The 12,157-nt window shown below is 72.6% G+C and carries 13 protein-coding genes; 9 read left to right on the plus strand and 4 right to left on the minus strand.

The features are described from left to right. The first annotated feature begins 7 nt into the window (after nucleotides 1-7). From EUA93_RS07310 to EUA93_RS07330, 5 genes are all read left to right on the plus strand, one after another. On the plus strand, nucleotides 8-775 hold the full coding sequence (locus EUA93_RS07310; protein ID WP_129399521.1) for a carbon-nitrogen hydrolase family protein: 768 nt from the start codon (nucleotides 8-10) through the stop codon (nucleotides 773-775). Between the two features lie 11 nt (nucleotides 776-786). Next, on the plus strand, nucleotides 787-2,028 hold the full coding sequence (locus EUA93_RS07315) for a hypothetical protein (RefSeq protein ID WP_129399522.1): 1,242 nt from the start codon (nucleotides 787-789) through the stop codon (nucleotides 2,026-2,028). Between the two features lie 69 nt (nucleotides 2,029-2,097). Continuing rightward, a complete protein-coding gene (locus EUA93_RS07320; protein ID WP_129399523.1) occupies nucleotides 2,098-2,325 on the plus strand; it encodes a biotin/lipoyl-binding carrier protein in 228 nt (75 codons plus the stop codon). Nucleotides 2,326-2,364: 39 nt separating this feature from the next. Beyond that, the gene (locus EUA93_RS07325; protein WP_129399524.1) at nucleotides 2,365-3,021 is read left to right on the plus strand and encodes a Pr6Pr family membrane protein; all 657 of its coding nucleotides are present in this window, start codon (nucleotides 2,365-2,367) and stop codon (nucleotides 3,019-3,021) included. Nucleotides 3,022-3,066: 45 nt separating this feature from the next. After that, the gene (locus EUA93_RS07330; protein WP_129399525.1) at nucleotides 3,067-4,077 is read left to right on the plus strand and encodes an aldo/keto reductase family protein; all 1,011 of its coding nucleotides are present in this window, start codon (nucleotides 3,067-3,069) and stop codon (nucleotides 4,075-4,077) included. A gap of 51 nt (nucleotides 4,078-4,128) precedes the next feature. Here EUA93_RS07330 and EUA93_RS07335 read toward each other — a convergent pair whose 3' ends face one another. Beyond that, on the minus strand, nucleotides 4,129-5,394 hold the full coding sequence (locus EUA93_RS07335; protein ID WP_129399526.1) for an MFS transporter: 1,266 nt from the start codon (nucleotides 5,392-5,394) through the stop codon (nucleotides 4,129-4,131). Between the two features lie 69 nt (nucleotides 5,395-5,463). Here EUA93_RS07335 and EUA93_RS07340 point away from each other — a divergent pair, with 69 nt between their 5' ends. Further along, complete coding sequence (locus EUA93_RS07340) at nucleotides 5,464-5,796, plus strand: ArsR/SmtB family transcription factor (RefSeq protein WP_129401133.1); 333 nt, start codon at nucleotides 5,464-5,466, stop codon at nucleotides 5,794-5,796. Between the two features lie 14 nt (nucleotides 5,797-5,810). On the opposite strand, the gene EUA93_RS07345 is transcribed toward EUA93_RS07340, so the two are convergent. Further along, a complete protein-coding gene (locus tag EUA93_RS07345; RefSeq protein WP_129399527.1) occupies nucleotides 5,811-6,434 on the minus strand; it encodes a vitamin K epoxide reductase family protein in 624 nt (207 codons plus the stop codon). A gap of 134 nt (nucleotides 6,435-6,568) precedes the next feature. Between EUA93_RS07345 and EUA93_RS07350 the strand changes: the two genes are divergently transcribed. Continuing rightward, nucleotides 6,569-7,468 carry a cation diffusion facilitator family transporter gene (locus EUA93_RS07350; RefSeq protein WP_207208623.1) on the plus strand — a complete coding sequence of 300 codons (900 nt, stop codon included), beginning with the start codon at nucleotides 6,569-6,571 and terminating at the stop codon, nucleotides 7,466-7,468. 3 nt (nucleotides 7,469-7,471) lie between these two features. Here EUA93_RS07350 and EUA93_RS07355 read toward each other — a convergent pair whose 3' ends face one another. Continuing rightward, nucleotides 7,472-9,217: a choice-of-anchor A family protein gene (locus EUA93_RS07355; RefSeq protein WP_129399529.1), complete on the minus strand. Its 1,746-nt coding sequence runs from the start codon at nucleotides 9,215-9,217 to the stop codon at nucleotides 7,472-7,474. Nucleotides 9,218-9,364: 147 nt separating this feature from the next. Between EUA93_RS07355 and EUA93_RS07360 the strand changes: the two genes are divergently transcribed. Then, nucleotides 9,365-9,625 carry a GlsB/YeaQ/YmgE family stress response membrane protein gene (locus tag EUA93_RS07360; RefSeq protein WP_129399530.1) on the plus strand — a complete coding sequence of 87 codons (261 nt, stop codon included), beginning with the start codon at nucleotides 9,365-9,367 and terminating at the stop codon, nucleotides 9,623-9,625. A gap of 151 nt (nucleotides 9,626-9,776) precedes the next feature. Next, nucleotides 9,777-11,264: a fused MFS/spermidine synthase gene (locus EUA93_RS07365; protein WP_242497279.1), complete on the plus strand. Its 1,488-nt coding sequence runs from the start codon at nucleotides 9,777-9,779 to the stop codon at nucleotides 11,262-11,264. Nucleotides 11,265-11,373: 109 nt separating this feature from the next. Here EUA93_RS07365 and EUA93_RS07370 read toward each other — a convergent pair whose 3' ends face one another. Beyond that, nucleotides 11,374-12,144 (minus strand): HAD-IIA family hydrolase, encoded by a 771-nt coding sequence (locus EUA93_RS07370; protein ID WP_129401135.1) that lies wholly within the window; start codon nucleotides 12,142-12,144, stop codon nucleotides 11,374-11,376. Nucleotides 12,145-12,157 lie beyond the last annotated feature (13 nt).

A 12,157-nucleotide genomic window follows, 5' to 3' on the forward strand; every position in this document is an offset into this window, starting at 1 on the left:
TGGAGGCATGAGCGAGGAGCTGCGGGTGCGCGTCCACCAGTGGGCGAGCGGGCTCGAGCCGGCCGAGAACCGGACCCGGCTGGCCGAGGGCGTGGCGCCCGGGGCGGACCTGGTGGTGTTCCCGGAGGCCTTCGCCCGCGACTTCGGCAGCGCCGGGTCCGACGTGAGCGCGTACGCCGAGACGCTCGACGGCCCGTTCGCGACCGCGGCGGCGAAGGCTGCGGCCGAGGGAGCGTGCACGGTCGTCGCCGGGATGTTCGAGACGGCGGACGACCCCGGTCGTCCGTTCAACACCCTCGTCGTGCGCGGCGCCAGCGAGGCGTCGTACCGCAAGATCCACCTCTACGACTCCTTCGGCTACCGCGAGTCCGACCGGCTCACCGGCGGCGCCCTCGAGCCCGTCGTCGTGGAGGTCGCGGGCTGGCAGGTGGGGCTGATGACCTGCTACGACCTGCGCTTCCCCGAGCTGGCCCGGCGGCTGGTCGACGCCGGCGCGGAGGTCGTCGTCGTACCCGCCGCGTGGCTGCCCGGCGACCGCAAGGTCGAGCACTGGCGCACCCTGCTGGCGGCGCGGGCCATCGAGAACACCTGCTTCGTCGTCGGAGCCGGCCAGCCGGAGCCGCGCTACAGCGGTCACTCGGCCGTCTACGGGCCACTCGGCGAGGTGCTCGCCGAGGCCGACGGCTCCGAGCAGACCCTCGAGGCCACCCTCGACCGCGCCACCCTCGAGGCGGCCCGTCGCACCAACCCGTCCCTGGCCAACCGTCGGCTGTAACCTCGTCCGTCGTGTCTTCCCCCACCCCCGACAGCCGCCGCGGCTCGTCCCGCGGCAAGCGGGCTGCCGAGCGACCGCCCTCGCGGCTGCGCAGGACGCGGAAGTCCGAGGGCGAGGCCACGACGACACCGGCGGCGGACCTGGGCGCCCCAGCCCCCACGACGACGGTCGAGGCACCCGTCGAGGCACCCGTCGCGGCGCCGGTTGCAGCGCCCGCCACGGAGGTCCCGGAGCCCGACTTCGTCGATCGACCGAGGGGCTCCCAGCTCGCCCTCTCCTTCGGCGTCCTCGCGCTCGGCGTCGGGGCACTCGGGTGGTCGGCGATCAACGGGATCTTCCACCACAACCAGACGCTCCGCGCGCTCGGACCGGTGCCCGACTGGGTCGACGGCACCGGCTCGGCGCTCGTCGTGACCGCGCTGTCGTGGCTGCTCGCGACCCGCACCGCCGGGCGCCCGCTCATCTCGGCCGGGCTCGCCCTCGTGCTCTCCGTGGCCAGCCTGCTCGTCGGCGGCCGCGTCCTGCTCACGGGCGCGGCGGTGATGACGTGCGTCGTGGGCAGCGTGTACGCCGTCATGGTGACCGTCCCGGCGATCACCTGGCTGCGGGCGGTGCGCGAGGTGGTCATCGCCGCCCTGGTCGGTCTGGTCACCGCGCTCGCCGCGGTGGGCTTCGAGCCGACGGTGTCCACCGAGCGGTTCGACCTCGCCGCGCTCTTCCTCGCGCTGGGCCTGGTCTTCACGATCGTCTACCGCCTCGGCGCCGGCCTCCACGGCCTCGGCCGGCGCGGGCTGCTCGTCGTCGCGAGCGGGCTCGCCGTGCTCGTCGTGACACTGGCGTACGCCGAGCTGCTCCGGCGCTACGGCGTGCAGTCGTTCGTCTCCTCGTTCCTCGACTTCGCCGACTGGACGACGGCCCGGATCGGCGCCTTCCCGCGCCCCCTCGTCGTGCTCCTCGGGATCCCGGCGATCGTGTGGGGCACGCACCTGCGGGCCCGTCGCCGCCAGGGATGGTGGGTCTGCGCGTTCGGCGTCGCGGCCACCGTGCCGCTCGCGACGAGCCTGGTCTCGCCGGAGAGCTCGTACCAGGAGGCGGGCCTGCGCGCGGTCTACGCGCTCGTGCTCGGCGCCCTGATCGGCTACGTGCTGATCCGCCTCGACCTCGCCTTCACCGGGACCAAGGGGCGCCGCGGGCGCCGCGCCGAGGAGGCCGGTCCGCACCGTCCCGAGCCGAGCCGGTTCGCCGCGCTCTGAGCACGTCCCCGGGGCTGCCCCGACCGCCCGATCCCCGGGTACGGAGCGGTAACCGCTAGCGTCAGCGACATGGCCCGTCCCACCTCCCTCGAGATCGTGTCCGAGCTGGTCGCCAACGTCCTGGCGATCGAGGTCGCGGAGGGCGACACCGTCGAGGCCGGCGACACGGTCGTGCTGCTGGAGTCGATGAAGATGGAGATCCCGATGCTCGCCGAGCGCGGGGGCACCGTGACCGCGATCAAGGTGACCGTCGGCGACGTCGTCCAGGACGGCGACGTCCTCGTCGTGCTGGACTGACACCTCCCCCTCCGACTGCCGGAGCCCTACGCTCCTGCCATGACTCCCGCTCGCGCCCGTCAGGTGCACCTGGTCGTCGCCGTCGTGGCCTGGTTCGCGCTGGTCTTCCAGCTCGTGCTGACGATCTCCGGTGAGGCCGTGCTGGTCGAGACCGACCCGCCCGGGCTGGGACAGCGGATCTACCAGTACTTCTTCTACTTCACGATCCAGAGCAACATCCTGGTCGCGGTCACCTCGACCGCCCTCGCGCGCGATCCGCTGCTCGACCGCACCGGCTGGCGGATCGCCCGGCTGGCGGGGATCGTCGGGATCACGGTCACCGGGCTCGTCCACTTCTTCCTGCTCCGCCCGCTGCTCGACCTCGACGGAGCCAACTGGGTCGCCGACAAGCTGCTGCACATGGTCGTGCCGCTGCTCGCCGTGATCGCCTGGGCCTGGGTCGGCCCGCGGCCGCGCGCCTCGCTGAAGGAGGCGGCGTACGCCCTCGTCTGGCCGATCGCGTGGACCGCCTGGACCCTCGTGTTCGCCCAGCTCAACGGCTGGGTGCCCTACCCGTTCCTCGACCCGGACGAGGACGGCTGGGGAGCGGTCGGCATCGCGTGCGCCGGGATCACGGTGCTCTTCCTGCTGCTGTTCGCGCTCTACGCGTGGCTCGACCGCAAGCTCGCGCCGACCCCGCCCTCGGCCGGGGCGTGAGGCTGGCCGTCGAGGGGCGGTGGGCCCGGGGCTAGGGTCGGGAGCATGGAATTCCGATACCTCGGCAACAGCGGACTGAAGATCTCCGAGATCACCTACGGCAACTGGCTCACCCACGGCTCGCAGGTCGAGAACGACGTCGCCTCGCAGTGCGTGCGCGCGGCCCTCGACGCCGGCATCTCGACCTTCGACACCGCTGACGTGTACGCCAACACGGCGGCGGAGACCGTGCTCGGCGAGGCCCTCAAGGGCGAGCGCCGCGAGTCGCTCGAGATCTTCACCAAGGTCTACTGGCCGACCGGCCCGAAGGGCAAGAACGACGCCGGCCTCTCGCGCAAGCACATCATGGAGGCGATCGACGGCTCGCTCGAGCGGCTGCAGACCGACTACGTCGACCTCTACCAGGCCCACCGCTACGACACGGAGACGCCGCTCGAGGAGACGATGCAGGCCTTCGCCGACGTCGTACGCCAGGGCAAGGCGCTCTACATCGGCGTGAGCGAGTGGACCGCCGACCAGCTGCGTGCCGGCGTCGAGCTGTCGAGGGAGCTCGGCTTCCAGCTGATCTCGAGCCAGCCGCAGTACTCCATGCTCTGGCGCGTCATCGAGGACGAGGTCGTGCCGGCGTCGCAGGAGCTCGGCGTCTCGCAGATCGTGTGGAGCCCGATCGCCCAGGGCGTGCTCACCGGCAAGTACAAGCCCGGCGCGGAGCCGCCGGCCGGGTCGCGCGCGACCGACGCCAAGGGCGGGTCCGACATGATCTCGCGCTGGATGAAGGACGACGTCCTCACCGCGGTGCAGGACCTCGAGCCGATCGCCGCCGACTGCGGCCTGACCATGGCGCAGCTGGCCGTCGCCTGGGTGCTGCAGAACGACAACGTCGCGTCCGCCCTCGTCGGCGCCTCCCGCCCCGAGCAGGTCCACGACAACGTCAAGGCCGCCGGGGTGAAGCTCGACGCCGACGTGATGAAGCGCATCGACGACGCCATCGGCTCGGTCGTGATCCGCGACCCGAAGCTGACCGCCGAGAACTCGCCGCAGTCGCGACCGGTCTGAGGCCTGGTCGCTGCCTTTCCCAGGGTGGACAGGCAGCGACCGGGCGCAGCCTCAGGAAACCCGCGTGATCCGGTAGCGCACGAAGGCCGGGACGAGGAGCGCGGCGAGGACGGTGAAGACCACCACCAGCACGCCTCCGCCGGCCGCGGCGACGGCGGCGCCGGTGGCCGCCGCGGTGGCACCGTGGGCGACGTCGGCGATGCGTGGGCCGCCCGCGACGACGACGATGAAGATCCCCTGCAGCCGGCCGCGCACGGAGTCGTCGGCCGCGGCCTGGAGCATCGACGTACGGAAGGCAGCCGACGCCATGTCGGCCGCGCCGCCGATCGCGAGCATGACCACCGCGACGACGAGCATGGCCGTGGGCGCGAGGGACGCGAGCATCGCGGCGACACCGAAGCCGACCATGGCCAGGCCCCAGACGATGATCGCGGCGATGACGGCCACGCCCTGCCGCTCCACGGCGGAGACCCAGCCCGACAGCACGCCGCCGATGACGGCGCCGGCGGGGATGGCGGCGAAGAGCAGCGCGAAGGCCAGGCCGCCCTCGCTCGGGCCGCCGAAGTCGACGTGCGCCATCTCCGGGAAGAGCGCGCGCGGCATCCCGAAGACCATCGCGATGATGTCGACGACGAACGACATCATCAGCACCGGCTGGGTCCGCAGGTAGCGGAAGCCGTCGATGACGGCCGAGAGGCCGGGCGTCACGGTCGACCCCATCACCGGCAGGGGCGGGAGGCGTACGACGGCACCGAGCGTCGCGAAGAGCGTGACGGTGTCCAGCAGGTAGAGCCACGAGAAGCCGATCAGCGGGATCAGCGCGCCGCCCACGAGCGGGCCGGCGATGCCGCCGGCCTGCATGACCGTCATGTTGAGCGAGTTCGCCGCGGGCAGCATCTCCTTGTCGAGCAGTCGCGGCAGCAGCGCCGAGCGGGTCGGCTGGTTCACCGCGAAGAAGGCCTGCTGCACCGCGAAGAGCCCGAGCAGGAGCCACACGTCCTCCGCGCCGAGCGCCGCCTGCAGCCAGAAGCACGCGCTCGTGACGATCAGCCCGATCGTGGTGACCACCAGCAGCGTGCGCCGGTCGAAGACGTCCGCCAGCGCGCCGCCCCAGAGCCCGAAGACCACGAGCGGGACCAGGCCGAAGACACCGGTGAGGCCGACGTAGGCCGACGAGCCGGTCATCGCGTAGATCTGCGCGGGCACCGCCACGACGGTCAGCTGCGCTCCGATGACCGTGACGATGTTGGCGCGCCACAGCCGCTTGAAGTGGGGGTTCGCCAACGGGCGGGTGTCCGCCAGCAGTCGCCTGTCCACCTCCGCAGGCTAGGTGAGGTGCGCAGCGGGCGGCCCAGGGGGTCCATCGCCTAGCATCGTCGGGTGGCGATGAACCAGGAGTCGGCCGGCCTGACCGCCGAGGCAGCCCTCTTCCACGCCCTCTCCGACCCGTCGCGGCTGCTGATCGTGCGCCACCTCGTCCTCGGCGAGCACCGCGTCGTCGATCTCACCGCCCACCTCGGGCTGGCGCAGAGCACGGTCTCCAAGCACCTCGCCTGCCTCAAGGACTGCGGGCTGGTGGCGTCACGCCCGGAGGGACGGGCGTCGATGTGGTCGCTCAACCACTCCGAGGAGCTCCTCGAGGTGCTCGGCACCGCGGAGCGCCTCCTCGGCCTCACCGCCATGAGCCCGGCGCACCACTACGAGGACCACCACCGCTGAGCGGCGGTCCCGGCTCAGAGCAGCGTCGACCAGTACGACCAGAATCGTTGCAGGGTCAGCAGCACCACGACGGCGTACACCCCGAAGAGCAGGGGCGCCGACCAGCCGTCGAGGAAGCGGCGGAGACCGCCTTCGGCGGCGGCCTCCCCGAAGACGCCCTCGCGCAGGTTGCGGCGGGTGACGTACCAGAAGGTCGGGATCACCACGACCCAGACGACCATGCAGTAGGGGCACAGCGCGCCGATGCGGTAGAGGCTCTGGAAGGCCAGCCAGCCGATCAGCGCGAGGGCCACGGTGACTCCGGCCTGGAGCCCGGCCCAGTACCAGCGGGCGAAGCGACCGCCGGCCAGCAGCGCCATCCCGGTGGCGATCACGACCGGGAACGCGGCGACGCCGATGAGCGGGTTGGGGAAGCCCAGGAGGGCCGCCTGCGACGTCTGCATCACGTTGCCGCAGCTGAGGATCGGGTTGATGCTGCACGACGGGACGTAGGTCGGGTCCTCGGCGAGGTGGATCCGCTCCACCAGCAGCACGGCGGCGGCGACCAGCCCGATCAGGCCACCGACCACCAGGCCGATGGCGAGCCGGCGGTCGCGGACATCGAGGTCGGCACCGGTGTCGGTGTCGTGCTGCGTCATCGGCGGATCCTCGTCACGGTGCGGGCCGGGTCGGCACCATCCTCCGACATCGGGGCAAGGGTGGACGTGGCGGGTGGTCCCGTCTATCATCGCCAATGAGCGATGACAAAGATCACGAGCGATGGAGTACGACGGTGGGCGCAGGTCACGGGCACGGCAGCGCGGCCGGTCGGCACCGCTGGCGCCTCGGGGTCGCCTTCGGGCTGGTGGCGGCCTTCTTCGTCGTCGAGCTCGTCGTCGGCCTGGCCGCCCAGTCCCTCGCCCTGATCTCCGACGCCGGGCACATGGCCGCCGACGTGGTCGCCCTCGGCGCCGCGCTGGTCGCGACGAAGATCGCGACCCGGCCCGACGGCACCGGGCGTCGTACCTATGGCTCCTACCGCGCCGAGGTCTTCGCCTCCGGGCTGACCGTGCTGATCATGCTCGGCGTCTCGGTCTACGTCGTCGTCGAGGCGGTGACGCGGATCGGCGAGACGGTCGAGGTGGCGTCGGGCCCGATGCTGGTCGTCGGTGGCCTCGGGCTGCTCGTCAACGTGGTCTGCCTGGTCCTGCTCCGCGGGGGAGCGCGGGAGTCGATCAACGTGAAGGGCGCCTACTTCGAGGTCGTCGCCGACGCGGCCGGGAGCGTCGGGGTGCTCGTCGCCGGCCTGCTGGTCGGCCTCACCGGAGCCGGGCAGTGGGACACCGCGGTCGCCGTCGCGATCGGTGTCTTCGTCGCCGTCCGCGCGATCGTCCTCGGCCGCGAGGTGCTGGCGGTGCTCGGCCAGCACGCACCGCAGGACGTCGACCTCACCGCGGTCGTGCGCGACCTCGAGCAGGTCTCCGGCGTGGCCGAGGTGCACGACCTCCACGCCTGGACGCTGACCTCGGGGATGAACGTCGCCACCGCCCACCTCGTGCTCTGCGTCGGCGCGGACTCCCAAGCCGTCCTCGCCGGCGCCCAGACCACGCTGCGCGAGGGCCACGGCATCGAGCACGCCACCCTCCAGGTCGAGGCCAACCCCGCCAAGGAGTGCCACGCCGCCACCTGGTGAGGCCTAGCTCCCGGACCTCCGTCGGCGCGCCAGCACCAGGGTCGTCAGGCCCGCCAGCAGGAGGCCGACCGCGACGGCGACCAGCAGGGCCAGCCCGGACGGTGCGCCGGTGTCGGGCAGCTCGCCGGTCGCGTCCGGATCGACGTCCGGGTCCGTGGTGCCTCCCGTCGCCGGGGCGGTCGTGGGTGACGGCGTGCCGGAGGACGGATCGACCGTCGGTGTCGAGGTGGGCGGGCTGGTCGGTGGCGTGGTCGGTGGGTCGCTGGTCGGCGGACTCGTCGGCGGGTCCGTGGTGGGCGGGTCGGTCGGCGGGTCCGTCGGTGGGTCCGTCGTCGGTGGGTCGGTCGGTGGGTCGGTCCGGCGTACGACGTTGGTGACCGTGAAGCCCAGGACGGCGTCGTCCGCCACGGTGACCGAGGTCGGTGCCACGACGACCGGACCCCACTCGTGGTCGGCGCCCGGCGGCGCGGTGAGGGAGTCCTCGACGAGGGTGCAGACGGCTCCGACCGGTACGTCGTTGGCGAGCACGACCGGCCCCTGGGCTGCCGTGACGCTCCACGTCGCCGGGTCGGGCGTCACGTCGTCGCCGCCGAGGTCGCACGAGATCGAGCCCGTGAAGAGCCGTCCCGGTGGGACCACGCCGTCGGGGTCGTCGAGCACCTTGTCGACCGACACCGCACCGATCAGCGGCTTGCACTCGAGGTCGTCGTCCGGGTCGAGCGGGTAGGCGTGCATCTCCGCGCCGTCGCCCCCGTGGACCAGGTCGCCCGCGACCCAGATCCTGCCGTTGGTGCCGGGCGCGGTGATCGTCGTCGTGCTGGCGGGGTCGGCGACCACGATCGAGCCGGGGACCTGCGCGGTGCCGCCGACACCGAATGCCGTCGCGGTCGGCACGTTCCACACCAGCCGCGTGGTGAGGTCGACGAAGAACGGGTCGGAGAAGGGGTCGACGACCGTGCCGGTCGGCCCGAGGAGCGCGTTGAGGTCGAGGGCGACCGGGTCGCCGGTCAGCGTGACGACCACGCCGGCACCGGCAGGTAGGCCGAGGAGCTGCAGGCTGCGGGGACCTCCCGCGAGCGCCGCGCCGTCGATCCGGAACACCTGCGGGTCGGAGCTGCCGTCGCCCGTCGCGGTCAGGGAGAACGGCGTGACCGCCACGGTCCCCGTCGGCGCGAGCGCCGCCCACGCGGCCGACTTCGCCGCGATCACGTCGCGCGTGCCGGCGTACGCCGCGGTCGCGTCCGCGACGCCTGCGCGCAGGTCGCCCCCGTTGGTCTCCACGGTGAGTGCGGGATCCGCGGCACCGCCGACCTCGACGTCCCCGCCGACACCGGCGCCGACGTCGAGCCGGGTGGCGGCGTTGCCGCCGAGGTCGCCGCCGACCGCGAGCATCACGGTGCCCGGCGGCGGGACGATGCCGGACCCGACGCCCACCACGCCGAGGTTGTAGGTGCCGGCGGCAGCGCGGGTGAAGGCGGCGTCGCCCATCACCACGACCCTGCCCTCCGCCTCGGCCGCCCGCTGGACGACGGAGAGGTCGCCGCCGACGAAGACGTTGACGTTGTCGTCGGTGTAGGGCGGGAAGCCCGGGTCTCCGGAGTCGATCGGCCCCACCGGTCCGTAGCCCGGCGGGCACTCGCCGACGGCCGCGTCGGCAGGTGGGGGTCCGGACAGCGCTGCGAGACCGACGGCCACGACTCCGACCGCGGCCGCGAGCACTGCACCCGAGCGCAGACGCACCGACGTCACCTGCAGATCATGGCACCGCGGGCCGGGTGAGGGCCATCACGTCAGGGTCGATCTCAGGGCTCACCCCGATGGGTGGCGGAGGCGGGCCGCCTATCCTTGAGGGGAGGGAGCCACTGCTCCCACCACCCGAGTCACCAGGAGCACGTCATGATCGGATTCCTCGTCGCCGGCCTCATCATCGGAGCGCTGGCCCGACTCATCAAGCCCGGCAAGCAGAACCTGGGCATCCTCGCCACGCTGGGCCTGGGCCTCGTCGGCTCGCTGATCGGCGGCGTCATCGCGCAGTTCTTCGGCACCGGCGGCATCTGGGAGCTCAACGTCCTCGGATTCATCCTCGCCGTGGTTGCTGCCGTGCTGCTCATCGGCGTTGCCGAGTCGGTCGCCGGCAAGGACAAGTCGGCCGTCTGAGCCCGTCCCGATGGACTTCCGCCCACCTGGGTGGAAGTCCATCGGGCCTCACGCGTGAGCACTGCCGTACGGCCCTGAATCTCCACTCCTCCGGGTGGAAGTTCAGGGCCGCGGTCGTCGGTGCGCGCGCTCGGCTGACAGGATCGGCGGCGTGAGCCAGGAGCGGCAGGAGATGGCGTACGGCATCGGGGCGTGGGCCGCGGCAGCGCTGGTCTTCGGGTCGTCGGCCGCCGTGCTGGTCGTCGAGCTGGTCGCCCTGCGGTTGCTGGCGCCCCACTACGGACTGACCCTCGAGACCAACACGATGGTCATCGGGCTCGCCCTCACCGCGATCGCCGCCGGCACCTGGGCCGGCGGGTCGGCCGCCGACCGGCTGCCGCCGCGACACCTCCTCGGCCCCCTGCTCGGGATCTCGGGCGCCGCGGTCGCCGTGACGCCCTACGTCGTGCGCGCATCGGCGGCCGGCGACAACCCCGGCCTGCTCCTGATCGCCGCCACCTTGTCGATCCTCGTGCCCGGCGCGCTGCTCTCCGCGGTCAGCCCGGTGGTCATCAAGCTGCGGTTGCGGAGCCTCGACGAGACCGGCTCGGTCGTCGGGCACCTCTCGGGCATCGGCACCGTGGGCGCGATCTTCGGCACCGTCGTCACCGGCTTCGTGCTGATCTCGCGGGTGCCCGTCAGCGGGATCCTCGTCGGCCTCGGCGTCGCGCTGCTCGTCACGTCGGTGCTGGTGCAGGTCGCCGGCCGGCGCGGACGTGGCGACCTCGTGACCGCAGCGGTGGTCGCGCTCGGCGCCCTCGGTGCGGTGGCCGCGCCGAGCGGCTGCGACACCGAGACGACGTACCACTGCCTCGCCGTCGACGCCGACCCGCTGCGCGCGAGCGGCCAGGTCCTCGTGCTCGACGGCCTCCGGCACTCCTACGTCGACGACAACCCGACCTGGCTCGAGTTCGCCTACGTGCAGGCGATGGCCTCGGTCGTCGACACCGCCTTCCCCGAGGGGGATCCGCTGGAGGCCTACTACCTCGGCGCCGGCGGGCTGACGCTGCCGCGGTACGTCGCCGCGACCCGGCCCGGCTCCGACAACCTCGTCTCCGAGATCGACGGCGGCGTGGTGGAGGTCGACCGCGAGCTCCTGGGCGACGACTTCCCCGCGCGCACCGACGTACGCATCGAGGACGGCCGCCTGGCCCTCGACGACCTCGAGCCCGGGAGCCGCGACCTCGTCGTCGGAGACGCCTTCGGCGGGATCAGCGTGCCGTGGCACCTCGCGACCGAGGAGGCGCTGGCCGGGATCGAGCGCGCGCTCGGCGACGACGGCGTCTACGTCGCCAACGTCATCGACAACGCGCCGCTCGCCTTCGCCCGCGCCTACGTCCGCACGACGGCCGAGGTGTTCGATGAGGTGGCCCTGCTGGCCGCGCCCGAGGTGCTCGCAGGCACCGGCGGCGGCAACCTCGTGGTGGTCGCCTCGCAGCAGCCCGTCCAGCTGCCCCCGGTCAGGGCGCGCATGGGGGAGCGCGAGCTGGCGTGGGCGTCGCTGTCGGGCGACGACCTGGCCGCGTGGTTCGGCGACGCGCCGCTCCTCACCGACGACTTCGCGCCGGTCGACCAGCTGCTGACGCCGTACCGCAGCTGAACCCGACAGCTGAGTCGGGCCGGCCGCTGTAACGCCGTGTTGCTGCTTGTACCCACCCCTCTGCAGCAGGGTGGGTACAGCAACCAACCCGGCGTTACAGCGGGGCGGGTCAGACGTCGTCCGGGCGGAAGAACTCGTGCACGAGCGAGACCACGTCGGCGATCGAGTCGACGACGCGGGTCGGGCGGTAGGGGAAGTTCTCCACCTGGTGCCGCTCGGTGGCGCCGGTCGCGACGAGGATCGTGCGGAGGCCGGCCTCGAGGCCGCTGATGATGTCGGTGTCCATCCGATCGCCGATCATCACGGTGGTCTCGGAGTGCGCCTCGAGCCGGTTGAGCGCGCTGCGCATCATGAGCGGGTTGGGCTTGCCGATGAAGTACGGCTGGCGTCCTGTCGCGGTGCTGATCAGCGCGGCCACCGACCCGGTGGCGGGCAGCATGCCCTGTGCGCTGGGTCCGCTCGGGTCGGGGTTCGTCGCGATGAACCGTGCGCCGTCGTTGACGAGGCGGATGGCCCGGGTGATCGCCTCGAAGGAGTAGGTCCGGGTCTCGCCGAGGACGACGTAGTCGGGGTCGCGGTCGGTCATCACGTAGCCGATGTCGTGCACCGCGGCGGTGAGGCCCGACTCGCCCACGACGTACGCCGACCCTCCCGGACGCTGGTCGTCGAGGAACTGCGCGGTCGCGAGCGCCGAGGTCCAGATCCGGTCCTCCGGCACGTCGATGCCGCTGCTGCGGAGCAGGCGCACCCGCAGGTCGCGCGGGGTGAAGATCGAGTTGTTGGTGAGGACCAGGAACGGGATGTCCTGGTCGCGGAGCGCGGCGATGAACTCCTTGGCGCCCGGGATCGGTTCCTCCTCGCGGACGAGGACGCCGTCCATGTCGGTGAGCCAG

The sequence above is a fragment of the Nocardioides oleivorans genome (assembly GCF_004137255.1).
Classification (GTDB): Bacteria; Actinomycetota; Actinomycetes; order Propionibacteriales; family Nocardioidaceae; genus Nocardioides; species Nocardioides oleivorans.